The organism is Achromobacter sp. 1014246743 (assembly GCF_059760725.1).
On the sequence record NZ_JCBANA010000039.1, the window covers coordinates 34,517 to 59,752 of the forward strand.

Sequence of the window (25,236 nt, forward strand, 5' to 3'; positions counted from 1 at the left end):
GCCTGCCTGGCATGGCCTTTTTCTTGTCTTACTGGAACAGGCCCTGGCCATGCACGTCTACATCGGTTCCCGCACCACCCGCGAACGCAACGCCCGCGGCGATGGCATCAGCGTCTTCGACTATGCGCCGGAGACCGGCGCGCTGACGCTCACGCAAGTCGTCGGCGATCTGGTCAACCCGTCATACCTGCTGCCGCACCCGTCGCTGCCCGTGCTGTATGCGGTGCATGGCGACCGCCGCGAAGTCAGCACGCTGCGACGCGATGCGCGCAGCGGCCGGCTGACGCTTTGGCGCAGCCAGTCGTGCGACGGCCTGAACCCCGTGCATCTGGCGCTGGCGCCGTCGGGCCGCTACCTGATGGTGTCCAACCACCTGAGCGGCACGCTGGCCGTGCTGCCCGTGGCCGCAGACGGCAGCCTGGAACCCGTGGCGCAGCAGATCGCCATGCCGGGCGAGCCGGGCCCGCACCGCAAGGAACAGCCCCACGCCAAGCCGCACTACAACCTGGTGGACCCGACCGGGCGCTACGTGATGGTGCCCGACAAGGGCCTGGACCGCGTGTTCCTGCATGCCTTGCACGACGACCGCGTGGGCGATCCGGCGGTTCATGTCGCCACTGCGCGCGAAGGCGCCGGCCCGCGGCACGCCGTGTTTCATCCCTCGGCGCCGTGGGCCTATGTCATCAACGAACTGGACAACACCGTGACGGCGTACGCGTTGGACGAACAAGCGCTGCGCCCCTTCCAGGTGCTGCCCTCGTTGCCCGATACGTACACCGGCAACAGCCGCGCCGCGGGCATCGCGATCGACGCGCGCGGCCGCCACCTGTATGTGTCGAACCGCGGCGACGACAGCATCGCGGTGTTCCGTGTGGAGGCGCAGACCGGGCGACTGGCCCCGGTGCAGCACGCCGCCACGCACGGCAGGACGCCAAGATTTTTCACGCTGGCGCCCGATGGCCGCTTTCTCTTCGCGCTGAACGAAGACAGCGACACGCTGGAACGCTTTCGCGTGCATCCCGACGACGGCACGCTGGCCCATGACGGCGGCACGCAGCGGATCGGCAGCCCGGTGTGCCTGGTGTTCGCGCCCAGGCTGGCGTAGTCATTCAAGGGCGGGGCACGAGGCCCGCCCTGTTCGCAGGCCCCGGACGCCCTTAGAAATCCATCGACGCCGACAGCATCAGCGTGCGCGGCACGCCTTGCGAGATCGTGCCGTACGATGCCACGCCCGACCAGTAGCCGCGGTTGAACACGTTGACGACGTTGGCACGCAGCGTCACGTCCTTGCCCTGGATCTTCGTCGCATAGCGCGCGCCCAGGTCGAAGGTGGTCCACGACGGCACCGATTGCGTGTTGGCCTGGTTGACGTATTCCTTGCCGGTGTGAATCACGCCGCCCGTCACCGTCAGCCCCGCCACCCACGGCGTATCCCATTCGGCGCTCAGGTTCGCCATCACACGCGGCACGCCCACCGGCTGGTTGCCCAGCACGGCGCGATTGCTGGAGCGCGTCAATTCCGCGTCCAGCAGCGTCACGCCGCCCAACAGGCGCAGGCCGCGCAACGGCTCGCCCGACAGGTTCAGCTCCAGGCCGCGGTTGCGCTGCTCGCTGTCGGCGGCGTACACGTTGCCGGTCAACTGGCCGCTGGGTTTGGTGATCTCGAATGCGCTCAGGGTCAGCATCGCGCTGTCCAGGTCGACCTTGATGCCCACCTCTTTCTGCTTGGCCTTGTAGGGCTTGAACACCTGCCCCGCGTTGCTGGCGGTGGCCGGCGCCACGTCGCCCTTGCTCAGGCCTTCGATGTAGTTGGCATACAGCGACACATTGCTCCACGGCTTGACGACCAGGCCGGCCAGCGGCGTGGTGGCGCTTTCGTCATAGCTGAGGGTGCGCGCGCCCGTGGTGGCGTTGAAGTTGCGCGACTCGATGCGCTGCTGGCGCACGCCCAGCGTCAATTGCGCGCGGTCGTCCAGGATGCTCATGGTGTCGGCCAGCGCAAAGCCGGTCAGGTCCGACGACGACACCTTGGGCAGGTTGGCGGGCGCGGGAATGAACTGCTCGGGGCGCGTCACGGGATGGTAGATGTTGGACGACAGCGGCGTGCCCAGCACGCTGGCCTGCAGGTTGCGATCGCTGTACAGGCTGCCCATGAAACTGATGGCGTGGCGCACCGGCCCCGTATCCAGCTTGGCGCGCAGGCCTGCGTTGTAGGTGCTGCGGTCGATCTGGAACTTGGAGTTGTTCGGCGTCACCAGCGTTTCGCCGGCCGCGTTGACGATGGTGGGCGTCTGGTCGGACAGGCGCGTCACGTACGTGTCCGAGCCGCCCGCATCGGCGAACACCGTCAGGCGGTCGCTGATGTCGTATTCCACGCGCAAGAGCGCCGACTGCCCCTCGGACTTCCACCAGCCCCAGGGCTGGGTCGCATTGCGGCGGCCGTCCGGTGCGCCCGGCACCTGCAGGCCCGAGGCCACCAGGAAGGGCCGCGTCGGCGCGTCGACCTTTTCGTTCTGCATCAAGACGTCCAGCGTCGCCCGCAACCGCGTGCCCTGGTAGTCCAGCGACAGGGCGCCGATGTCGGTGCGCGAATGCAGATTGTCCAGCGGCGTATCGCCCTGGCGGTGCATGGCATTGACGCGCACCCCCCATTCGCCGTCGTTGCCGAAGCGCCGGCTCAGGTCCACCCGGCCGCCGAACTGGGACGAGCCCACGTAGTCGGCCGACAGGCGCGTCAGGTCCTCGGGCAAGGCGCGCTTGGGCACCATATTGATCACCCCGCCCACGCCGCTGTTGGGCGACATGCCGTACAACAGCGCCGCAGGGCCCTTCAGCACTTCGACGCGTTCGATGTAGTCGGTGAACACGTGGTAATTGGGCGCCACGCCATAGACGCCGTCGAAGGCGATCTCGCCCAGGTTGCCTTCGCCGATGGGAAAGCCGCGGATGTAGAACGAATCGGTCACGCCGCCGATCTGCCCGGTGAAGCGCACGGAGGAATCCACGTTCAGCGCATCGGCCAGGGTGACGGCCTGGCGGTTGGCCAGCAGGTCCGACGTGTAGTGGGTGACGCTGAAGGGCGTATCCATCACGTCCTGGTTGCCCAGCAGGCCCACGCGGCCGCCGCGGGCCACCTGGTTGCCGGTGTACTCGGCCGGCAACGCCGACGAGTTCACGCCCGCCGCGGCCACGGTCACCGCGGGCAAGGTCGTCACGCCCGCTTCCGGCGCCGGCAGCTTGCGCAGCGAATAGGCGCCGCCGCCTTGCTCGGCCAGCGCGTAGCCGGACCCGGCCAGCAGGTGCGCGAAGCCGTCGCGCACCGTGTAGACGCCATTCAAACCGCTGCTGCGCTGCCCTGCCAGCACGGCTGGGTCGAACGACAGCGGCACGCCCGCCGCCGCGGCAAATTGCGCCAGCACGTCGCCCAAGGGGCCGGCGCCAATGGCGTAGGCCTTGCCGGCCGGCGCACTGGCCGCCTCGGCCGCACGCGCCGACGGCGCCGCGGTGGCCGCGAACAGCAGCGCCACCCCCAGGCTGACGGCCCGCACCGCGCTTACCGCGGGCGATGACGCGGCCGGGGGACGGCAAACGGACTGGGGATGCGAGCTTCGGGAAACCATGTGACGATCCTTCGTTAGGGGCGGGGCGTCGCGGCCGGGCCGCGATCATTCACCCGGTACACCGGACGAAGGCGAAAAAAGTGTCAGGAAATCGGCGATCAATTTGTAACGGGCCGCCAGGGGTATCGGCCTGCTGCGCCGTCAGACAGCCTGTCCCCCGCGAGGTCTTGCAGCGCCCCCGCTTCAACGCGCCGTAACGCTGACCCAGTAGGGCGTGACCCGGCTGATCCGCACCGGCAGCGTCTTTTCCAGCAGGCGCAGGCCGGCGTCGATGTCGTGCAGCGGAAAAGCGCCCGACACCCGCAGATCGGCCACGGCCGGATCACAGCGCAGAAAGCCGCGGCGATAGCGCGCCAGCTCGTCCACCAGATCGGCCAGGCGCCAGTTGGTCGCGGCCAGCATGCCGTGCTCCCACGAGGCCTGCGCGGCATCCGCGTCGGTGGCCGCGGCGACGTGCCCGGCATCGAACACCGTCTGCTGCATGGCCTGCAGCACGCGATGCGCGCCGCCGCCCGCCGGACCGATATCCACGGCGCCTTCGAACACCGCGACGCGCACGCGGCGGCCTTCGTCGCGCACCAGGAAGCGCGTGCCCAGCGCCTGCACCGTGCCCTGCGCCGTGCGCACGATGAACGGCCGGTGCACCGGCGACGGGTCCTTGCCGGTGGTCAGCAGGATTTCACCGGCCCGCAGCCAGACGACGCGCTGATCCGCGGTGTACAGGATGTCCACGGCCGTGGCGGTGTTCAGGATCAGCTGCGTGCCGTCGGCCAGTTGCAGGCGGCGCTGCTCTCCGGCGGCCGTGCGCGCATCGGCCGCCCACTCGCGCCACGGCAGCTCGCGCCAGGCCAGCCACGCGGCCGGCCCCAGCGCCAGCAGGCCCGCCACGGTGCGCAGCACCTGGCGACGCCCCGGCCGGTCCAGCCCCCGCAAGGCCTGCGCCCCCAGGGCGGGCGGCACCTGCCCGAAGCTGCGCAGCATGTCCTGGGCGCGGGCCCAGGCCGCGGCGTGCGCCGGGCTGCGGCCGCGCCAGCGTTCAAAGGCGGCATGGTCCGACGCCGACAGCGCTTCCGACTGGAACCGCACCAGCCAGCCGGCGGCCTCCTCCAGCAGTGCGCGGTCCGGCGCCGCCGTCATGCCGCGCTCGCGTGATAGGCCACCAGGCAGGCCATCAGCGCCTTCTGCATGTGGCGCTTGACCGTGGCCAGCGACACGCGCTGCACCCGCGCGATGTCGGCATAGGCCATGCCGTCGAATTGCGAAGCCAGGAAGATCTCGCGCGTCTTGGCGGGCAAGGTGCGCAGGGTGGCGTCGATGGCGTAAAGGGTTTCGAGGATCAGCGCCCGCACTTCCGGCGACGGCGCCTCGCAAGGCGGCAACTGCGCGGCCGCCGCCTGGTAGGCGTCTTCCAGCGCGCGGCGGCGCCAGTGATCCACCACCAGGCCCTTGGCGATGTGCGTCAGCAGCGCACGCGGTTCGGCCCCGCCGCCCTCGCGCACGCGCGCCCCCATCAGGCGCACGAAGGTGTCATGCGCCAGGTCGGCGGCATCGAAGGAATTGCCAAGCTTCTTGCGCAGCCACCCGGACAGCCAGCCGTGGTGGTCGCGGTAGATCTGCGTGACAGCGTCGTTGGGCAGGGAGTCGGTCGAGGACACGGCGCGGCTCGCGATGGAATCTAAATGGGAATAATTATTATTTTACTCCATCGCGGCCGCCCCGCCCCCGGGCTACAGTTTCGGCGCGTAGCGCACCGTCAGCATCACATTGCGGGGCTCGCCGTAGTAGTTGTTGCTGCTGATCGTGTTGTAGGACGGCACGTAGTACTTCTTGTCGAACACGTTGTTCAGGTTCAGGCCGAAGCTGAGCTCGGACGTGGCCTGGTACCCCACGCGGGCATTCCACACGGAAAAGCCCGCCAGCGCGAACTTGCGGTCCGAACTCAGCGTATGCGTCTGCGTGTTGACGCCGGCGCCCACGCTCAGGCGGTTCCAGTCACCCGGCAGCTTGTAGTTGGCCCACAGGCGCAGCATGTGCTTGGGCGTCCACGTGTTGAAGATCTTGCCCTGGTTGTCCGGGTCTTCCAGGTACTTGGTGGTGTTGTAGGTGTAGCCGGCGAACAGTTGCAGGCCCTGGATCACCTCGCCCGACACTTCCGCTTCGAAGCCCTGGCTGCGCACCTTGCCGGCCGCGCGCGAGCAATACCAGCCATCGCAGGCAAAGCCGTTGTCGTAGTCGGTCACCGAGCGGTTCTTGTGGTCGTAGCGGAACACGGCCAGCGCCACGTTGACGCGGCCATCGGCCAGCTCCCCCTTCACGCCGGCCTCGTAGTTGGCGCCTTCCACCGGCTTGAGCAACGCGCCCGATACGCTGCGATCGGTCTGCGGCTCGAACACGGACGTATAGCTGGTGTAGACCGACCAGTCGCGGCTCAGGGCGTAGACGATGCCGGCATAGGGAATGAAGCGGCCGGATTCCGTCGTGGCCGAGGTCTCGCCGGCCGACCGGTACGTGAAGTCATACCAGCCCACGCGGCCGCCGCCGATCAACGACAGCGACTCGGTGGGCTTGACGCGCCACGTGCCGTAGATGCCCTTCTGCCGGATGTCGTAGGCGCTGCGGTTGTCGTAGCCGCTGGCGGCCGCGATGCTGTCGATATCCTGCCACGGCCGGTCGTGGTCGATGTCGAAGATATTGCCGTCGCTATTGCTCCAGGCCCGCGTGAAGCGGTCTTGCGTGGTGAGCTTGGAATAGTTCGCGCCCAGCACGACTTCCTGCTTCATGCCCAGCGCCGTGAAATCGCCGCTGACCGACATGTCCAGGCCGCGCTGCCTGCTGTCGAAGTCCACGCCGAAATTGCCATACGACAAGCCGCTGCCGTCGCGCTGCACCGCATTGGCCACGCGCTGGTGCACGGTGGTGTTCTTCTCGTTCATGGCAACGCCGCCCAGCTTGAAACGCCAGGCCTCGTTGAAGCGGTGTTCCAGGTCGGCGTAAAACACGGTCTGGTCGTTCTTGGCGCGGTTCCAGGTCGACCCCGTGTAGGTGGAACGCGGCAGGTCGATGTCGCCGCCATCGGCAAAGCGCGGAAAGCCCACGAACATGGGCCGCGAGCGGCTGAAGCGGTTGCTGACCGCGATGCCGGCGGTGGTGTCAGGGCTGATGTCGTAGTCCAGCGCCGCGTACAGGTTGCGGGTCTTGTCCCACACGTAATCGGTGTACGAATGGCTGCGGTCATCGTCCAGCACCACCCGGCCGCGCAGCGTGCCGGCTGCGTTCAACGGGCTGCCGGCGTCCAGTTGCAGGCCATAGCGGTCCCACGAACCGACCTTGCCCGTGACCACCACCGAGGGTTCCGCGCCGCCGCGCTTGCGCACCAGGTTGACGGCGCCGCCCGGGCTGCCGGCCCCTTGCAGCAGGCCGGCCGCGCCGCGCAGGATCTCGACGCGGTCGTAGAACACCAGCGAATCCTGTTCCCAGTTGCCCAGGCTGTAGTTGTTGCGCAAGAGCGGCACGCCGTCGTACTGCAGCATGTCCACCGGAAAGCCGCGCGCGTTGATCGCGATGCCCGGGCCCACGCCTTGCACGCCCACCATGCCGGTGGTGTTATTGATCGCGTCCGGCAGGCTAGTCATGTCCTGGTCGTCCATGCGCTGGCGCGTCAGGATGGTGATGGACTGGGGAATGTCCTTCAAGGCCTGCGTGGTCTTGCCGATGGTGGCCGCGGGCGAGGTATACGACCCCGTGCCATCGGTGGTGGCCTGATAGCTGCCGGTCACGGTCACCGGCGCCAGCGTCTGCGCCTGGCCCGTCCCCGCCTGGCGCAATCGATAGCCGCCCTCGCCACGCGCCACGGCCTGCAACCCGGTCCCTGCCAGCAGCCGCTCCAGCGCCGCATCCACGGAATAGGCGCCCGACACGCCGTCGGTGCGCGCGCCCTGCGTCAGGGCCGGGTCGGACGCCACCATCACGCCCGCCTGCATGCCGAAGGCGCCCAGCGCCGCGCCCAGCGGGCCGGCAGGCACATCGAAGGACACCGTGCGCGCGACCGGCGCGGCCTGGGCCTGAACGGACGCGGCGGGCCACACCGCCACCACCAGCGGCAAGGCCAGCGACAGCGCCACGCACAGTCGCGTGCGCGGCAGGACGCCGCGGCGGGCGGCATTGGCGGCGCGGGCCGCGGAAAGGGAATGGCAAGGCATGAAGAAGTCCTGGTTCACGAAGGATGGGCGCCGCCCGTCTGGCGGGCTGCTTTCCCTACATGACGCGTGAGAACGCCGATCACGCCGTTGCGGTTACAAATCAATCGCGTCAGGCCAGGTGGACGTTGACCCAGTAGCGCGTATAGCGCTGGACCCGTACCGGCAGCACGTCCTGCAGCATCGACAGCACCTGGTCCGTGTCCACCACCGGAAACGCGCCCACCACCCGCAGATGCGCCGCCTCCGGCGCGCAGCGCAGCACGCCAGGGCGGTAACGCCCCAGTTCTCGCAGAAAGTCGGCCAGCGGCATGGCATCGGCCAGCAGCATGCCGTCCAGCCAGGCCGAGACGCCCGGCGCCAGCGCCGCCGGCACGAAGTCGCCCGCAGCGGAAAACTCGGCCTGCCCGCCCGCCGGCACCCGCCGCGGCGCCGCGCCGGCCTGCCCGTTCGCGACATCCACCGCCCCTTCCAGCACGGCCACGCGGACGCGTCCCGCGCCCAGGTCGCGCACCAGGAAGCGCGTGCCCACCGGCGTCAGCACGCCGGCGCGCGTTCGCACAGTGAAGGGACGGCCGCGCGGATCCTGCCCGGTGGCCACCAGGATTTCCCCTTCGCGCAGCACCAGCTCGCGCCGCGTATCCGTGTAGCGCAGGTCCACCGCGCTGCCGGCATTCAGTTCGACGCGAGTGCCATCGGCCAGCACCACGCTGCGGCGTTCACCCGTGCCGGTGCGCAGGTCGGCAGCCAGCTTGCGCAGGGCCTCGCGGTCGTTGACGGCCCGGGCGCCCAGCCCGACGCCGGTCGCCGCCATCATCCAGCGGATGGCGTTGCGCCGCGCGCGGATCAGCGGCGCCTGCTGCAGCGTGCGCGAGGCGACGTCGGCGCCGGCCTGCTCGGCGCCCAGGGACACGCCCCGGGTCAACGCGCCCAGCCGTTGCCAGGCCAGGTCGTGGGCGGGCTGCGCCTGGCGCCAGCGCTCGAAGCGATCGCGCTCGGTGGGCGTTGCGCCATCGCGCAGCCGCGCCCACCAGTCGGCCGCCTGGCGGATCACCTTGGGGTCGAGCTTGCCGGCTTCCGGCGCCAGCGGCCGGAGCAGACGGACGCTATCCAGCGGGCCGCTCACCCGTAGACCGCCGCATAGCAACGCACCAGCGCTCGGGCCAGCGATTTCTGCACGGCGTTGGGCGTCAGGCCCAGGCGTTCGCCGATCTCGATGTTGGACAGGCCGTCGATCTGCGCCATCAGGAAGATGCGGCGGCTGGTCATGGGCAAGGTATCCAGCAGTTCGCAGACCTGTTCCAGCGCCTCCAGGATCAAGGCGCGTGACTCCACCGACGGCTCCACCGCCGCCGGTTGCAAGGCCAGGGATTCGGCATAGGCCGCTTCCAGCGCGGCACGGCGCGCGCGCCCGATCAACAGGCGGTTGGCGATGGTGCGCAGGTAGGCGCGCGGCTCGCTCAGGGGCTGGGCGACATTGGCGCGGATCAGCCTTTCGAACGTGTCGTGGGCCACGTCGGCGGCATCGGACGCGTTGCCCAGCTTGCGTTGCAGCACGGTGCGCAGCCAGGAGTGGTGCGCCTGATAGACGGACTGCACCTCGGCATGAGGCGCTAGGGAAGTGGAGTGCATGACGGCCCGGCCCCCGGCCGGGGCCACCAGAGACGTTAATGTAATGGAAACTATTCTCATTATAGTCCGGCCGGCCGCCTTGAACAGATCCCCGCTGCGGCCTGGAACGTGCAGCCTCGACCGTCGCATGCCCGACGGCCGACGCCCGTGACGCTAGAACGTCGCCTTCAGGTTCAGGAACACGCTGCGCGGCTCGCCGTAATACACCTGGTTGGCCACGCCGCCCAGGTAGTACTTCTTGTCGAACAGGTTGTTCACGTTCAGCTGCGCCGACAGGCGCGAATTGAAGTCGTAGCGCGCCATCAGGTTGAACAGCGCCGTGGCCTTCTGCTTGGCGGTCACGCTGCCCTCGTCCAGTTCGACGGTGCTGTACGTGCTGATCTGCCAGTTGACGCCGCCGCCGACGGTCAGCTTGTTCCAGGCGCCCGGCAGGCGGTAGGTCGTGAACAGCATGGCGGTCGCGCGCGGGCGTTCGGTGTTGACCGACACGCCGTGCACGTCGCGGCTGGTGTAGTACGTGCCGCCCAGCGTCGTGTTCCAGCCCGGCGCCAGCTGGCCGGTCACTTCCATTTCAATACCGCGGGTGGTGACGCCATCGGCCGTCTTGTAGGCGCCGTCGGTGGACCCCGGCACCAGGTAGCCCGGGTCCGGCACGCCGGTCTTGCTTTCCTTCACCTTGAACAGCGCCACCGACGCATTGAGGCGGCCATCCAGGTATTCGCCCTTGACGCCCACTTCGTAGTTCTGCCCTTGCACCGGGTCCAGGTAGTTGCCGCTGCGGTCGCGGTAATCCTGGGGCTGGAAGATGTCGGTATAGCTGGCGTAGGCCGAATAGGTGCTGTTGATGTCGTAGACGACGCCCGCGTAGGGAATCAGGCGCGAGTCTTTCTGGTCGCGGGTCGGCGAGCGGGATTGCCACGTGGCATAGCGGCTGCCGGTGATCAGCGTCAGGCTGTCGGTCAGCGACCAGCGCGCGGCGGCGTACGCGCCGCGCTGGTGCGTGATGGTGTCGCGCAGCGTGGTCGTCGTCCAGTTGGGCTGCGCGTACGAGCCGTCCCAGTCGTAGAACGAGCCCGTGTCGGGCATCCCGCCCTCGCGGCCATAGCTGTAGAAGTCTTCGCTGTAGCGGCTGCGCATGGCGCCCAGCACCAGCTCGTGGCGACGGCCCAGCAGCTGGAACGGCCCCTTGACCTGCAGGTTCAGCGAGGTCTGCTGCGCATACGAATTCCAGTAACCCGGCAACGCCCCCAGGCCCTCGCCGGTGTCGCGGTCCGGCTGGCCGTACAGGTACAGCAGCTTGGCGTCGTACTTGCTTTTGCGCAGCGACCAATCGGCCTTGGCTTCCCAGTCATTGTCAAAGCGATGCGACAGCGACGCAAAGGTGGTGCGCTGCGTGGTGTGCCAATAGGTCCAGTCGGCCGCGGTGGTCCTGGACCGGCGCCAATCGGTCGGCGTCCCGTCGCTGAACACCACCGGCAGGCTGCCCCAGGTGGTGCCGCGCGGCCGCTTGTCCTGCGAATCCATGCCCACGCTCAGCGTGGTGGACGGCGTCAGGTCCGCATCGATCACGCCGTAGAACACCTTCTTGTCGGTGTGGTACAGGTCGATGTACGAATCCTTCTTCTGGTACAGCGCGACCATGCGTGCACGCACCGTGCCTTCCTGGTTCAGCGGCGTGCTCAGGTCCACCGAACTGCGGAACTGGTTCCACGAGCCCACCCCGGTGTTGATCGAGCCGGTGAATTCACGGCTGTTGGCATGCTTGCGCACCAGGTTGATCGACGCCGACGGATTGCCCGCGCCGGTCATCAGCCCCGTGGCACCGCGCACCACTTCGATGCGGTCGTAGATGATCGAGTCGTTGTCGGATTCGCCGTACATCGACAGGCCGATCGTGGTGGGCACGCCGTCGTACTGCAGGTTGTCGATGTAGAAGCCGCGCGACCAGAAATCGGTGCGGTCGCTGTCTTCGGCCACCACCTGGATGCCCACCACACTGCCCATCACCTCGTCCAGCGACCGCAGGTTCTGGTCGTCGATGCGCTGGCGCGTCACCACCGACACCGACTGCGGCGTTTCGCGCAGCGACAGCGACAACCCGGTCGCGGTCGCTGTCGCCGGCGTGGTGTAGGACCCCGTGCCCTCGGTCACGGCCGGATCGCGCGCGCCCAGCACCGTCACCGGCGCCAGGCTGGCCACCTCGCCGTCGCGCGACAGGATGATGCTGTCGCCCTGCCAGCGATAGGCCACGCCCGTGCCTTGCAGCAGGCGGGCCAACGATTGCTCGGGGCTGCCGCTCATGCGCAGGCCGGGGCTGCGCACTCCCGCGACCACCTCGGGCGCGTAGAACACGCGCTGGCGGGTCTGCGCGGCCCATTGCAGCAAGGCATCGCCCAGCGGCATGGCGGCGATGTCCACCGCCACGGCCTGGGGTGGGGTTTGGGCTTGTACGGCGGAGCTGGCACCGAGTGCCATGGCCAGCGACAGCGTCAGGGAAGACAGGGCAAAACGGGTGGCGGCGCGCACGGGGCGCCAGACGGGAAGATTCACGGTCAGCTGCGGATTCGGTTCAACGGCAAGAAGGAAAGTCCCCGAAGCGGGAACGCGGCGCGACGCGCCTTCTTGCCTGGAACGATGCAGCGGCGGAAAAACCTGAATGTTTTGTCCGCTTAATTTGTAACAGTCAGCGCGCCGACACCTCGATCACGCCGTTGGCCGCGGGGGCCAGCTTCACAGGCGCCACCGCCGGCAGCGCATCCAGCAACGCTTCGGGGCGGTCCAGGCTGAACGAGGCGGACACGCGCAGGCGCCCCGCCCGGCTGTCGGCCACGCGCAGCGGCGTGGCCAGGTAGCGGTTCATCTCGCTGACCACCTCGGCCAACGGCGCGTTCTTGAACACCACGCGCCCCGTCTGCCAGGCCAGCGCCGTCTCGACGTCGGCGGGCGCCGGCACGCCGATGGCGCCGCTGCCGGGCACGCGGATGCCATGGCCGCCGCGCAGCACCGCCAGGCCCAGGTTCCACCAATGGCCACCGGTGACTTCCACCGTGCCGGACCGCACCAGCACCGTGACGACGTCTTCGTCGCGCCGAACATCGAACACCGTGCCGGTCACGCGGACCTCGCCGCTGCCGGCACGCACCAGGAACGGCCGCTCGGCATCGGGGCTGACGGAAAAGAGAATCTCGCCGCCCTGCAATTCGACCTCGCGGCGCCCGCCGTAGAACTTGACCTCGGCCAGCGTGTTGCCGTTGATCTCGAGCACCGAGCCATCGGGCAGCGTGACCTGCTTGCGTTCGCCGCGGTCGGCGCCCACCACGGTGGTGAACGACGGCGCTTCGCCTGGCAGGCTCCACCAGCCCGCCAGGGCCACCAGCGCCAGCAAGGCGCAGGCAAAGGCCACGCGCAGCGGTGCCGCCGACGGCAGCCATCGGCGTGCCTTGGGCCGGGCCGGTACGGATCCGCCCAGCAGGGCCTGGACGCGGTCTTGCGGCAGCCGCTCGGCCGCCTGCCCCAGTTGCTGCATGCGGTCGAATTCCCGTGCCGCGTCCGGCTGCTCGCGACGCCAGCGCGCGAAGGCGCGGCGTTCGCGGCGCGTCATGTCGCCCGAATGCCAGCGCGCAAACCACCAGGCGGCGGTGGCGGGCTGGCGCGGGTCGTCGGCATCGCGGGTAAAGGACTCGGTCATCGGTGGCTGCCGTCCGCGTCGGGGCGCGAATCTGTTGTGAAGGAAGGCGGCGTCACGGCGCGTGCTCGCGCAGACGCTCCTGCACGTATTCGATCGCCCGCATGACGTAGCGTTCAATCATATTCTTGGATAGCCCCATGTAGGTGGCCACCTCGGCCTGGGTCCAGCCTTCGATGCGGTTCAGCACGAACGCCTGGCGGCACTTGGGCGGCAGTTCCCCCAGGACGCGGGCCAGGTCGTCGGCCAGCCGCGCCGCCCGCAGCGGGGCATCGGGATCGGGCGCGGCGGGTTGATCGGCTTCGGCCAGGTCGTCCAGCGGCACGTGCTGCTCGCGCCCCTGGCGACGCCAGCGGTCGATCAGGCGGTGCCCGGCCACCTGGAACAGATAGCCACGCGCCCTGGCCGCCACGCTGCCGTCCGCCTTGAGCAGATGCTCGATCGCGTCGTGCGCGGCGTCTTCGGCGTCGTGCCGGTTGCCCGACCGGCGCGTCCAGGCGCCGATCAGCTCGTCATAGCAGGCGAGCCATCCGGGGCGGGACGAGGCGGGGCGGGACATGGGTCGATCCGGTAGCGTAGGGGGGGAACGCTGCGGATTTTACAAATAATTCTCATTATCGCAACTGGCGCCCGCGATCCGTGCCCGCTACGGGCCGCGCGTTCCGGTCCTGTCCCCCAGGGAAATCAGACGCATCTGATCTGGTGATTCGGTCCTAGTAATCCATCGGCACATGGCTCTGGGCCGCACGCAGCTCCTGGATATGCCGTTCGGCCTCTTCGCGTTCGGCCGCCGGCGGCAGCGCACGCCAGCTCACCATGTTGCCCGGCGCCCTGGCCGGCATCCATCCCAGCACGCTGTACAGCGAAATCGCGGTACCGCCCGTATCCAGCCTGGTCTCGTAATAGCCCTGCCGCTCCGGCGTCTTGTCGCCGGGCACCCACTCCAACTGAGACATCCTGTCGTCCTCTCGGTAAAGCCCTTGCGTGAAGCCGCCGTCCCACGAAACCGGCGACTTCCCATTGATCGTATCGCCCTGCCTGTCGCCTGATAAGCGCACGATGCGCCGCCTTTTCAATTCTTGACAGAGGGGAATCCCTAGGATTTTTTCGAAACGCGATTGCTAAAGCGGGAACTCAGGCGCTAGGATTCCGCAAAGCATTCTTACAAAGCCCAGGTCGCCGGCACGATGCGGCCCCTGGGACAGCCCTCCCTCGGTAGCGGGCTTTTAAGGGCGACACCGGTATGCCGACATCGAGCTTCATGCGCTATCCGAAAGATCGGCTGGCGGCCCTGGCCGGCGCAAGCGCGCTGCGTGCCATCCGCGAAGGCCTGCTCTGGACGATGCCCTGCCTGCTGGTGGCTGCGCTGTTCCTGGTGCTGGCCATCGTCGCCCGCCATCTGGGGCTGCCGCCCCACGTGGCCGACGTGCTGTCCGGCGTCCACGACAAGCTCAACGCGGTGATGCCGATGCTGGTCAGCACGTCGATCGGCTACATGCTGTCGATCCGCTACCGCGTGCCCAACCTGCCGGCCGCCTTTCTGTGCCTGTCGTACGTGGTCATCGCCGAAGGCCTGCTCGCGCCCTACCCCCACGCCGCCGCCACCCTGACCCTGTTCATCGCCATCGTCTCGCCCCTGGGCACCGTGCCGCTCCTGTCCTGGTTGCACCGGCGCCGCTGGACCCGGCTGGCCCCCGACGGCCTGATCGGCGAAAACGTACGCGGCACCCTGAACATGGTCGTGCCGGGGCTGCTGGTCGCCGCCGTCATCGTGCTGATCCTGAGCGCGATACTGCGCATTCCGGGCGTGGCGCAGTTCAACATCCCCGTCGACCTGGCCTCGCTGGACAGCCCCTTCACGACCGGCCCGATGATCGCCGCGATGAACTCGGTCTTCTGGTTCTTCGGGATCCACGGCTATCACGCCATGGCGCCCATCCTCGACGTGCTGGACCAGGCCACCTCGCTGAACGCCGCCAGCGCCGCCGCCGGCTACCAAGGCATGTACGCGCTGAACAGCACGCTGCTGGGCGCCTTCGCCTTCATCGGCGGCGCCGGCGCGACGCTGTCGCTGGTGGCCGCCATTCTGGTGTTCTCGCGCAGCGAATCGCTGCGCCTGCTGGCGCTGGCCAGCATCCCGGTATCGCTGCTGAACGTCAACGAGATCCTGCTGTTCGGCCTGCCGCTGATCCTGAACCCGCGCCTGCTCATGCCATTCATCCTGGCGCCGGTGTGCAACGTCGTCATCGCGCTGGCCGTGGTGCAGCTGGGCTGGCTGGACCCCGCCACCGTGACGCTGCCGCTGACCTCGCCCGTCCTGCTGAACGCGTACCTCGGGTCCGGCGGCCACCTGGGCGGGGTGGTGCTGCAGGTGTTCCTGATCGCCCTGGGCACCTGCATGTACGCGCCCTTCGTGGTCGCGCTGGAACGCCAGCGCAAGGCCGACGCCACCGTCTATTTCAAATCGCTCGACACCACCTTCCCACGGCTGCAGGAAGAATCCCTGCTGTTCGCGCACGATCCGGTGGTGTCGACCTACGCCAACCGCGCCCGGCGCAGCGCCGAGATCTCGCGCATCCGCACCATCAGCGAATACGACTTCTACCTGGAATACCAGCCGCAGGTGTCGCTGCGCACCGGCTTATGCACCGGTTGCGAGGCGCTGCTGCGCGCCACCGGGCCCGAAGGCACGCAGCAGGCGCCGCTGGAATTCCTGCGCTGGCTGGCGCAGGCGGACCTGATGCGCGAGGTGGATCTGTGGGTGGCCAAGCAGGCGGTGCTGCAATGCCAGGTCTGGCGTCGGGCCGGCTTCACGCTGCCGCTGACCATCAACGTCACCAGCAGCACGCTGACGTCGGCCTCGTACCTGGACAAGCTGGTGAAGGTGCTGGAGCAGGCTCGTGGCCAGGTCTCGGTGGAACTGACCGAAGACGCGCTGGTGGAAGACGCCGAGGCGCTGCACACGGCCTTCGGCCGCCTGCACGGCATCGGCTGCCGCATCTACATCGACGACTTCGGCACCGGCTATTCGGCGCTGAGCTACCTGCACCAGTTCGAGATCGACGCGGTCAAGATCGACCGCAGCTTCGTCGTGGCCCAGCGCAGCGAGCGCGGCGCGCAGGTCATGAGCGGCCTGCTGCGCTTTTGCGAAGCGCTGGACCTGCAGATCATCGTCGAAGGCGTGGAAACCCAGGAACAGATTTCGGCGCTGGCATCCAGCGCCGAAATCATCGTGCAAGGCTGGTTCTACAGCCGCGCGCTGCCGGGCGAGAACGTGGTGGATTTCGCGCGGCGGCGCAGGCAGGCCACCGCGCAGGGCGCCAGCGCGCCTACTTGATGCCGATGAACGGCATTGCCGAGCCGGGCACCTGCGTGGCCGGCAGCACGCCATCCCATTTCTCGACGGCGTTCAGGCTGACCAGGTTGGTGTTGGCGGCCAGGGCCTCGGCCTTGGCGCGGATGGACGCCGCTTCGGCCTCACCCCGCATGCGGATGCCGTCGGCTTCGGCCGTGAACTGCTGGCGGCGCGCATCGGCTTCGGCCTTGGCCTTGACCACCTGGATCTCGGCGTTGATCATCGCCGTTTCCTTCTGCTGGCGCGTGGTCTCGATCTGCACCTGGGCCAGCATGCGCTGTTCGATGGAATGCTCGTAAGCCTGCGAGAAGCCCACTTCCTCGATCTGCACGCCCACCACCTGCACCGGCGCGCCTTCCATGGTCTTGAGCACCGCGTTGTTCACGTCCAGGCCCAGCTTCTGGCGTTCCTGGATGGCGCGCACGGCGGTGTACTGGCCGAATACGTTCTTGACCGCGTCGGGCGTCTTGCGTTCCAGAACGCGCATCTGCAGGTTGCCGATGGTGCCGTATTCGGAATACAGCTCGGCCACGTGCTCGGACGGCACGCGGTAGGTGACGGATACGCGCAGCGTGGCCGGTTGCTGGTCATAGCTGTAGGCTTCCAGCTTCTCGAACACGAAGGTGTGGTCGCGCACCGACACCATCATGACGCTGTCGATGAACGGCGTCTTGAAGTCCAGCCCCGGTTCGGACACGCGCACCAGCTTGCCGTTGCGCAGCACCACGCCGCGTTCGCCCTGGTCCACCTGGAACCACGAGCCGAACGCGATGAACAGGATCAACAGGAACAGCACGCCCGTGACCACGGCCACCATCAGGCTGCGCGGCTTGGCGGATTTGACGATCTGCAGGTCGGTCGGCTTCACTTGGAGTCCTTTTCTGATTTATTGCGTTTACGGTCCGAGAGCACGGCGGCGATGCCGCGCGCGAGCAGATAGGCGACCACGGCCGCCCCAACCAAGATCAGGAAATAACGCATCTGGCAGTCCCCCCCGGGATAGAAGCCAGCGATTCTAGCGCGTGTCCGTCCCCGAATATCGACAGAAAAGTTACGGTTGTTTCATCTTGTCAGATGAGGCCGGCGCCGCCACCGCCAGGCCAAAGCGCCCTTGCAGCGCCTCGGTCACGCCCGCCTCGTCCAGCGTGGATTCCTCGACCGAATCCGCGCCGACCACCTTCAGCGCATTGCCCAGCAGAATGCTGCGGCCGGTTTCGGCGTGCAGCACCACCACGCGCTTCTGCACGAAGATGGCGTCCGGATGCGTCGAGTTCAAATAATTGGCCGGCGCGAAATCGATCCATTCCTGCGGCGACAGATCAAAGCCGTACTGGTTCTGCCATTGCCCGCCCGCCCACGCCTTGAGCAGGAAGTCGCCGTCCTCCGTCCGGCTCAGCATGAAGCGGTCCATGTCCTGGCGCACCTCGCGGTCCAGGTCCGCCAAGGCCAGCGGTGCGCGGATGCCGTAGCTGCCGAACCCCAGGTCGCACAGCCAGTCCGCGCCGCTGGCGTGCACCACCAGCGCCATGTGGGTCCTGGGCCGCTTGACCGGGTAGAACATCGGGCGCGCCGCGACGTAGCGATACGGGATGCCCAGCGCCTGCAAGGCCATGGCGAACAGGCCGTTGACCTCGTAGCAGTAGCCGCCGCGGCCGCGTTCCAGGATCTTGTCGACGATGTCTTCGGGCACCAGCGACACGCCGAGGCCCGCCTGCACATCCAGGTTCTCGAATGGCACGGTGAACAGCTGGCGCCGCATCAGCGCGGCCACGGTGGCGATGTCGGGCGCCACCGGACCGTCATGGCCGATGCGTTCAAGGTAACGGGACAACGTGAAATTGCGGGCTTGCATGGTGTGCGTCTTCCGAAGGTAAGCGACAAGGGAAAGGCCACATCATGCGGGCGCCGACGCCGTTTCGCGACGACAGGCCGGCGCCAGGCTATGCTGCACAGATATCCACTTCCGGCATCTGTCATGCAGCACAGTTATTCCGTCCTTGCCGCGCGGTTGAAGACCGCCATCCGGTCTGGCCAGTACCCCGTGGGAGAGCGCCTGCCGTCGGTGCGCGAACTCGCGGCGGCGCATGCCGTCAGCGTGTCCACCGCCACGCGCTGCTACCGTCAGCTGGAACGCGAAGGCTACGCCGACGCCCGCTACAAATCGGGCATGTACGTGGCCGACTGGAAGGCGCTGCGCCAGGCCCGCAGGGCGGCGCCAGCGGCTGCGCCCGCGCCGTCTGCCGGCATGGAATACGAGCGCCTGGCGTCGCTGCAGCACCGCATGACGCAGCTGTACGCCTTGACCGCGCAGCCGCTGCCGCTGGCCCTGCACCTGGCCAGCGCCGCGCCCGAGTGGTATCCCTGCGATGCACTGTCCCGGCTGGCCCAGCGCCAGCTGCGCCAGCAGCCGCTGGCGCTGGGCGCCTATCCGTCGGGCACCGGCCTGCCGGCCTTCAAGGCCGAACTCATCGCCCACCTGGCGACCTGCGGCATCGACGCCACGCCGGATGACGTGCTGGTCACCAACGGCGCCACCGAAGCCATGCAGATCGCGCTGCGGTCGGTGGCGCGGCCGGGCGACACCGTCATCGTGGAATCGCCGGTGTACTTCGGGCTGCTGCAAACCATCGAGAACCTGGGCCTGCGGGCGCTGGAGGTACCCTGCTCCCCCGGCCAGGGCCTGAGCCTGGAGGCGCTGGAATATGCGCTGGAACACCAGCCCGACGTGCGCGCCATCGTCGTCATGCCGACCTTCCAGAACCCCTTGGGCGACTGCATGCCCGATGCGGCCAAGCAGCGCCTGCTGAAGATCGCGCAGCGCCACGACATCACCGTGATCGAAGACGACGCCTTCGGCGACCTGGGCCACAAGACCGATCGCCCCCCGGCCGTGAAAGCGTGGGACCGCGACGGTCGGGTGATCTACTGCGGCTCATGCAGCAAGAGCCTGGCGCCCGCCTTCCGCCTGGGCTGGGTGCTGGGCGGGCGCCGCCAGCGCCAACTGGAATCGCTGAAGATCAGCAACTCGCTGGCCGCACCCCTGTTCGAGCAACAGGTGCTGGCCGACTACATGAAATCGGGCAAGCTGCCCGCCCACCTGCGCAAGCTGCGTACCCGGCTGGCGTCGGTTGTGCCGCTGGCGCGCGACAGCGTGCGCCAGCACTTTCCGGCGGGCACGCGCGTGCGCGGCCCGGAAGGCGGCTGGTGGTTGTGGGTGGAACTGCCCGAGCACGCCGACACGCTGGCGCTGCTGCGCAACGCGGTGGCGCGGGGCATCTCGTACACGCCGGGCACCTTGTTTTCGGCCACGGGCAAATACGGCCACTGCCTGCGCCTGAACATCGCCCGTCCCTGGACGCCCGCCCTGGCCGCCGGCCTGCGCACGCTGGGCGACGCCGCGCGGCAGGCGCAGGCTGCGTCTGCCAGCTAGGCCGAATCAGCCCGCCGCCGCCCCGTAATACGCCAGGCCCAGCCGGGCCAGGTTGTCCGGGTACTCGAAATACGCCTCGTCCAGTTCCTGCAGGCGCGCCTGTTCGTCTTCGGTCATCGCGCCGTAGATGTCGTTCAGCTGCACCACCTCGGGCGATTCCTCGAAGCGGTCGATCAGGCCACGCATGTCCGCCAGGATGGCATGCGTGCGCGCCGCCCCGATCTTCTTGAGCGCGCCCAGCGCCAGTTGGCAGGTGGGGTCGCCCCAGTTGCACAGGAACTGCATGAAGCCGCCGTTGTTGATGTCGGCTTCCATGCGCCACAACGCCACCAGTTCCTGGTCGCGCGGCGACAAGCGGTCGAGCTGCCACTCGGCCGCCTGCAGCGTGGCCAGCGCGCGCTCGTACACCGCGTCCCACAGCAGGTCGCGCACGTTCAGCATGCCTTCTGCCGACGGCGCCAGCAGCGCCGGCCAGACCACGCCGTGGCCGTCGTCCACCAATTGCCACTGCGCGCGCTCGGCCGGGCTGCCTTTTTCCAGCCGGATGTGGCGGCGGATCGGTTCATGCAGCGTACGGCCGTTGGCCAGGGTCAGGACAACGTGCGTGTCGGTCAGCGAAAGATCGCGGATGCGGTAGTCGGCGTCTGGCATGTGAAGGTTTCAGGCAGGCAAAGCGGCAAGCATACTGTTACTTGCCCGCGCGGCCCATCTGGTACCGTAAAGCAATGGTCCCGGGCACGCTACCCGGCCCGGCACCCCATCCGCAATCCACGCAGACGGAGACCGACGATGACCCGACCTTCCGAGTCCGCGCCGCTGATCGGCGTGATCCCGCCCTACGTCCTGGACCACCTGGCGCAGCATGCCGACAAGCGCGTGAGCATGCCGGCGGTCAAGACCCTGATCATCGACCAGCAACAACGCGGCCTGCGCGAAATGGCCGAGCAGCCGCCCCGCGCGCGCCTGGCCCAGCCCCGCCCGAATCCCGACGCGGGCACCCCGCAGCGCACGGTGCATACGGCCGACAACGGCACCACCCTGCCCGGCCGGCTGGTGCGCGCGGAAGGCGCGCCGGCCAGCGGCGACGCCGCGGTGGACGAGGCCTATGCGCACCTGGGCGCCACCTACAAACTGTTCTGGAACATCTATCACCGCGACTCCATCGACGCCAGCGGCCTGCCGCTGGTGGGCAGCGTGCACTACGGCGAAGACTACGACAATGCCTTCTGGAACGGCGCCCAGATGGTGTTCGGCGACGGCGATGGCGAAGTCTTCAACCGCTTCACCGTCGCGGTGGACATCATCGGCCACGAACTCACGCACGGCGTCATCGATACCGAAGCGGCGCTGGCCTACCAGGGCCAGTCGGGCGCACTGAACGAATCGCTGTGCGACGTGTTCGGCGCGCTGGTCAAGCAGTACGCGCTGGGCCAGAACGCCCGCGAAGCCGACTGGCTGGTGGGCCAGGGCCTGTTCCTGCCCAAGGTGCAGGCGCGCGCGCTGCGCTCGATGGCCGAGCCCGGCACGGCCTACGACGACCCGATGCTGGGCAAGGACCCGCAGCCCGCCCACATGAGCGGCTACGTCGATACGCCGCGCGACAACGGCGGCGTGCACATCAATTCCGGCATTCCCAACCGCGCCTTCTACCTGGCCGCCACCGCGCTGGACGGCCCGGCCTGGGCCGTGGCCGGCCGCATCTGGTACGAGACGCTGTGCGACAAGCGGCTGCGCCACGATGCCGACTTCGCGGCGTTTGCGCGCCTGACCCTCGACATCGCCCGCACCCGCCACGACACCGCGGCTCACAAGGCCGTGGCCAGCGCCTGGGCCGCGGTGGGCGTGCAGCCATGATCACCCTGCCCCCGCTTGAACTCGCGCTGCGCGTGAGCCTGACCCGGGAAGGCGGCCTGGCCTATCTGCCCGGCTTGGCGCGCGCCCGCAGCATCGACATGGCCACCTGCCCGCCGGGCCTGCGCGATCAGGTCTGCGAAGCGCTGCAAAGCGCGGCGCCGCGGGCCACGCCGGAATCCGGCGCGCAAGGCGGCGACCAGCGCTACTTCCATGTGGAATTGGTCTTCAGAGATCCGGCCGATGGCTCGACCGCCAGCCTGGTGTTCGACGTGCCCGAAGCCGAGGCCCCCGACACCCTGGTGCAGCTTTGGCGCAGCCAGGGCGCCAGACCGTGATGGGGCGGTAGACCCGCCCGCGCACGGTGGCGGGATCGACCCGGGGCCCGCTCCCGCGTGGCCCCTGCCCACGTCCTGGGCAAGTGTCTGCGTGCGTATCGCTACCCTTGGCTCGCGTCGGCCTTCGCCGCCACGCCATGCGGGCGGAACGGCCCGATCTGGATGGCGCGGCCCGCCAGCAGCCCGCAGCCGGCCATCGCCAGGCACAGCGCGGCGCACAGGCCCAGCGCGACCGACCAATCGCCCAGCCGGTCATGCAGGGCGCCGACCAGCGCCGGGCCGCAGGCCGCGAACAGGTAGCCCACGCACTGCGCCATGCCCGACAGCGCCGCCGCCTGCTGCGCGTGGCTGGCGCGCAGGCCGACGAACATCAGTCCCAGGATGATGCCGCCGCCGGTGCCCAGGCCCAGCAGCACGATCCACAGCACGGCCCAGGCGGGCGCCAGGATCAGGCCGGTCAGCGCCACGAAGGACGCCCCCGCCGAGCAGAACGCCGCGGCGCGCTGGTCTTGCATGCGGCGCACCACCGGCGCGAGGAACAGCGCCGGCCCCGCCGACATCAGTTGCAGCAGCCCATGCAGCGAACCCGCGCGTTCTGCCGAATAGCCCGCGTCGCGAAGAATCGCCGGCAGCCAGCTCACGGCCACGTAGAACACGAAGGAATTGATGCCCAGGTACAGCGTCACCTGCCAGGCCAGCGGCGAATGCCACAGCCGGGCGCCATGCGGCGCATGCGCCGTGGTGGCCGCGGGCGGCGTGTGGTTGGCCAGTTGCGGCAGCCACAGCAGCACGCCGGCCAGCGGCACGACCAGCAGGCACAGCGACGAAAAGCGCCAGTCGCCGCCCGCCAGGCTGGCCAGCGGCACCGCCAGCGCCGAGGCGGCGCCGGCCGCGATGCTCATGGTCAGCACATAGGCCGAGGTCAGTCCGGCCACGCGCTGCGGGAAGTCGCGCTTGAGCAGGCTGGGCAACAGCACGTTGCCGATGGCGATGCCGGACCCGATGACGGCGGTGCCGGCGTACAGCGCCCAGGCGGCGCCGTGGCTGCGCAGCACGATGCCGGCGCCGATGATGACCAAGGCCGCGAACAGCGTGCGTTCCAGCCCGTAGCGGCGCGCCAGGCTGGCGACGCCCAGGGACACGATGGCGAATGCCAGCAGCGGCAGCGCGATAAGCATGCCGGCGGCGGACGACGACAGGCCGATCTGCTCGCGGATCAGGCCGATCAGCGGCGCAATGCCGGTAAAGGGCGCGCGCAAGGCCATGGCGATGAAAAGAATGCCCACGATCAGCAAGACGGGGCGTTGGGAAGCGAGAGAGGGGGCAGGCACATTCATGGCGAGTAGCTTAAGCAATGCCGCTTCTGCTGAATTTCGAGATAATGACAAAATATCCCTAAATTCTGCCAAGCACCGCTGCGCCATGTACCCACCCCACCAGCACAGCCCCTACTTCGACCCCGACACCCCGCAGCAATGGACCTATGGCATGCGCGTGAACGCGGCCAAGAACGAGCACGAATCGCCCACCCACCGCCACCGCATGGGGCAACTGGTGATGTCGCTGCAGGGCGGGGTCACCAGCTTCGTGCCACAAGGCCTGTGGATGGTGCCCCCGGGCAGCGCGGTCTGGATTCCGGGCGGCGTGCCGCACAGCAACCGCGTGACCGACAACGGCCGGGTCTGCTTCCTGTTCGTGCCGGCCGATACGCCGGGCCTGCCCACCCAGTGCTGCACGCTGGCCGTGACGCCGCTGGTGCGTGAAATGGTGGCCCACCTGGCCGACCTGCCGCCCGCCGCCACCGCCGAGCCGGCCAATCGCCGACTGGCCGGCGTACTGGTCGAACTGCTGGCGCAGCTGCCCACCGAACAGTTGCACCTGCCGCTGTCCGACCACCCGCGCCTGAAGGAAATCGCGGCCGCCCTGCGCGCCGATCCGGCCGATCGCAGCACGGTGGCCGAATGGGGCCGGCGGCTGGCCATGAGCGAACGCACACTGGCGCGGCTGGTGCAGCAGGAAGTCGGCATGAGCTTCGGCCGCTGGCGCCAGCAGATGCACATCGTGATGGCACTGCAACGCCTGTCGTCGGGCGTGTCGGTGCAGCGCACGGCCGAAGACCTGGGCTATGCATCGGTCAGCGCCTTCATCACCATGTTCCGCAAGGCGCTGGGGCAGACGCCCGCGCGCTATTTTTCGGACAAGGCGGAAGAGCGCGGCGCGATGTAGGGGCAGGACCTACTTCGGCCCCGCCACCAGGAACAGCCGCGGAAATGGCAGCAGCACCGTACCGTCCGCCAGCGCCGGATAGGCGCGTGATATCTCGTCCAGGTAACGCGCGAGGAAGGCCGCCTGCTCGTCGGCGTCCAGCCGGTTCAGGTAGGGCCGCAGCGCCGTGCCCTTGAACCATTCCACCACCGCCTGCGCGCCCGCCAGCGGGTGCATGTAGGTCGTGCGCCAGACGTCCAGCCGGCCGCAATGCGGCTTGAGCAATTCGTAGTACCAGGCCGCGCTGTGCCGCGGCGGATGCTTGACCGTGCCGATCTTGGCGGCCCAGGGGCCATCGGCCGCCACCTGGCGCGCCAGCCGGTGGGCGGGCTCTTCCAGGTTGTCCGGCGTCTGCACCGCCAGGCTGCCGCCCGGGGCCAGCTTGCTGACCAGGCGCGGGTACAGCGTCGCATGGTCGGGCACCCATTGCAGCGCGGCGTTGGCCAGGATCACGTCGTACTGCTGCGGCGGGTTCCAGGTTTCGATATCGGCCAGCTCGAACGCAATGCCAGGCAGGCGCTTGCGCGCGGCCTGCACCATGTCGTCCGAACTATCCATGCCGGTCACCGCCGCCTCGGGGTAGCGGCTGGCCAGCACTTCGGTGGAATTGCCCGGGCCGCAACCCAGGTCGACCGCGCTGGCGACCGCTACATTGGGCAGCGCGGCGACCAGGTCGCGCACCGGGCGCGTGCGTTCGTTTTCAAAGGCGGAATATTGTTTGGCGGACCAGGTCATGGCGGCTCCTTGCATAGGTCTGTGTACGCCCTGCACTCTACGCCGCACGATTCCATATTACAAATATATAGTCGACACAAAATCGATACTCACCCGATATGACAAAAGCCCCGGGGCCCGCTCATTGGC

General features: G+C 68.6%; 21 protein-coding genes. 6 read left to right on the forward strand and 15 right to left on the reverse strand.

All coding sequences use genetic code 11. The features are described from left to right. Positions 1-49 precede the first annotated feature (49 nt). Positions 50-1,105 carry a lactonase family protein gene (locus AC6LJ2_RS17505; RefSeq protein ID WP_445657382.1) on the forward strand — a complete coding sequence of 352 codons (1,056 nt, stop codon included), beginning with the start codon at positions 50-52 and terminating at the stop codon, positions 1,103-1,105. A 52-nt stretch (positions 1,106-1,157) separates the two neighbouring features. On the opposite strand, the gene AC6LJ2_RS17510 is transcribed toward AC6LJ2_RS17505, so the two are convergent. The 10 genes from AC6LJ2_RS17510 to AC6LJ2_RS17555 form a co-directional block, all read right to left on the reverse strand. Beyond that, positions 1,158-3,620, reverse strand: coding sequence for a TonB-dependent siderophore receptor (locus AC6LJ2_RS17510; protein ID WP_498151817.1), 2,463 nt, complete (start codon positions 3,618-3,620; stop codon positions 1,158-1,160). Between the two features lie 183 nt (positions 3,621-3,803). Next, positions 3,804-4,757: a FecR domain-containing protein gene (locus AC6LJ2_RS17515; protein ID WP_263910115.1), complete on the reverse strand. Its 954-nt coding sequence runs from the start codon at positions 4,755-4,757 to the stop codon at positions 3,804-3,806. Then, entirely contained in the window at positions 4,754-5,275 is a 522-nt protein-coding gene (locus AC6LJ2_RS17520) for a sigma-70 family RNA polymerase sigma factor (protein ID WP_498151818.1), read from the reverse strand. Before AC6LJ2_RS17520 ends, AC6LJ2_RS17515 begins: the two co-directional genes overlap by 4 nt. A gap of 72 nt (positions 5,276-5,347) precedes the next feature. Further along, positions 5,348-7,819: a TonB-dependent siderophore receptor gene (locus AC6LJ2_RS17525; RefSeq protein WP_498151819.1), complete on the reverse strand. Its 2,472-nt coding sequence runs from the start codon at positions 7,817-7,819 to the stop codon at positions 5,348-5,350. 109 nt (positions 7,820-7,928) lie between these two features. Beyond that, positions 7,929-8,942, reverse strand: a complete 1,014-nt coding sequence (locus tag AC6LJ2_RS17530) for a FecR domain-containing protein (RefSeq protein ID WP_498151820.1) — start codon at positions 8,940-8,942, stop codon at positions 7,929-7,931. Beyond that, on the reverse strand, positions 8,939-9,448 hold the full coding sequence (locus AC6LJ2_RS17535) for a sigma-70 family RNA polymerase sigma factor (RefSeq protein ID WP_263910112.1): 510 nt from the start codon (positions 9,446-9,448) through the stop codon (positions 8,939-8,941). Before AC6LJ2_RS17535 ends, AC6LJ2_RS17530 begins: the two co-directional genes overlap by 4 nt. Positions 9,449-9,601: 153 nt before the next feature. Next, positions 9,602-11,923, reverse strand: coding sequence for a ferric-rhodotorulic acid/ferric-coprogen receptor FhuE (gene fhuE / locus AC6LJ2_RS17540; RefSeq protein WP_498151829.1), 2,322 nt, complete (start codon positions 11,921-11,923; stop codon positions 9,602-9,604). 208 nt (positions 11,924-12,131) lie between these two features. Then, a complete protein-coding gene (locus AC6LJ2_RS17545) occupies positions 12,132-13,136 on the reverse strand; it encodes a FecR family protein (RefSeq protein WP_263910110.1) in 1,005 nt (334 codons plus the stop codon). A gap of 52 nt (positions 13,137-13,188) precedes the next feature. Then, positions 13,189-13,692: a sigma-70 family RNA polymerase sigma factor gene (locus tag AC6LJ2_RS17550; RefSeq protein ID WP_263910109.1), complete on the reverse strand. Its 504-nt coding sequence runs from the start codon at positions 13,690-13,692 to the stop codon at positions 13,189-13,191. Positions 13,693-13,846: 154 nt separating this feature from the next. After that, positions 13,847-14,089, reverse strand: a complete 243-nt coding sequence (locus AC6LJ2_RS17555) for a hypothetical protein (protein ID WP_263910108.1) — start codon at positions 14,087-14,089, stop codon at positions 13,847-13,849. Between the two features lie 305 nt (positions 14,090-14,394). Between AC6LJ2_RS17555 and AC6LJ2_RS17560 the strand changes: the two genes are divergently transcribed. Beyond that, complete coding sequence (locus AC6LJ2_RS17560; RefSeq protein WP_498151821.1) at positions 14,395-16,470, forward strand: PTS sugar transporter subunit IIC/EAL domain-containing protein; 2,076 nt, start codon at positions 14,395-14,397, stop codon at positions 16,468-16,470. Here AC6LJ2_RS17560 and AC6LJ2_RS17565 read toward each other — a convergent pair. Both AC6LJ2_RS17565 and AC6LJ2_RS17570 read right to left on the reverse strand, forming a co-directional pair. Then, entirely contained in the window at positions 16,463-17,305 is an 843-nt protein-coding gene (locus AC6LJ2_RS17565; protein WP_175191481.1) for a prohibitin family protein, read from the reverse strand. The two genes, AC6LJ2_RS17560 and AC6LJ2_RS17565, sit on opposite strands and share 8 nt — an antisense overlap. A 234-nt stretch (positions 17,306-17,539) precedes the next feature. Further along, positions 17,540-18,340, reverse strand: a complete 801-nt coding sequence (locus AC6LJ2_RS17570; protein ID WP_498151822.1) for an arylamine N-acetyltransferase family protein — start codon at positions 18,338-18,340, stop codon at positions 17,540-17,542. Positions 18,341-18,463: 123 nt separating this feature from the next. Between AC6LJ2_RS17570 and AC6LJ2_RS17575 the strand changes: the two genes are divergently transcribed. Continuing rightward, positions 18,464-19,918 (forward strand): aminotransferase-like domain-containing protein, encoded by a 1,455-nt coding sequence (locus AC6LJ2_RS17575; protein ID WP_498151823.1) that lies wholly within the window; start codon positions 18,464-18,466, stop codon positions 19,916-19,918. Between the two features lie 6 nt (positions 19,919-19,924). On the opposite strand, the gene AC6LJ2_RS17580 is transcribed toward AC6LJ2_RS17575, so the two are convergent. Continuing rightward, a complete protein-coding gene (locus tag AC6LJ2_RS17580; RefSeq protein WP_498151824.1) occupies positions 19,925-20,569 on the reverse strand; it encodes a DMP19 family protein in 645 nt (214 codons plus the stop codon). A gap of 138 nt (positions 20,570-20,707) precedes the next feature. On the opposite strand from AC6LJ2_RS17580, the gene AC6LJ2_RS17585 reads away from it, so the two are divergent. Together AC6LJ2_RS17585 and AC6LJ2_RS17590 are read left to right on the forward strand one after the other, a co-directional pair. Next, entirely contained in the window at positions 20,708-21,772 is a 1,065-nt protein-coding gene (locus AC6LJ2_RS17585) for a M4 family metallopeptidase (RefSeq protein WP_498151825.1), read from the forward strand. Then, the gene (locus AC6LJ2_RS17590) at positions 21,769-22,107 is read left to right on the forward strand and encodes a protealysin inhibitor emfourin (RefSeq protein WP_263910102.1); all 339 of its coding nucleotides are present in this window, start codon (positions 21,769-21,771) and stop codon (positions 22,105-22,107) included. The genes AC6LJ2_RS17585 and AC6LJ2_RS17590 overlap by 4 nt, the downstream gene beginning before the upstream one ends. Positions 22,108-22,208: 101 nt before the next feature. Here the strand turns inward: AC6LJ2_RS17590 and AC6LJ2_RS17595 are convergent, their stop codons facing one another. Beyond that, complete coding sequence (locus AC6LJ2_RS17595) at positions 22,209-23,444, reverse strand: MFS transporter (protein ID WP_498151826.1); 1,236 nt, start codon at positions 23,442-23,444, stop codon at positions 22,209-22,211. 85 nt (positions 23,445-23,529) lie between these two features. Between AC6LJ2_RS17595 and AC6LJ2_RS17600 the strand changes: the two genes are divergently transcribed. Further along, positions 23,530-24,333, forward strand: a complete 804-nt coding sequence (locus AC6LJ2_RS17600; RefSeq protein ID WP_498151827.1) for an AraC family transcriptional regulator — start codon at positions 23,530-23,532, stop codon at positions 24,331-24,333. A 9-nt stretch (positions 24,334-24,342) separates the two neighbouring features. Here AC6LJ2_RS17600 and tam read toward each other — a convergent pair whose 3' ends face one another. Then, a complete protein-coding gene (gene tam, locus AC6LJ2_RS17605; RefSeq protein ID WP_263910099.1) occupies positions 24,343-25,107 on the reverse strand; it encodes a trans-aconitate 2-methyltransferase in 765 nt (254 codons plus the stop codon). Between the last annotated feature and the right edge of the window lie 129 nt (positions 25,108-25,236).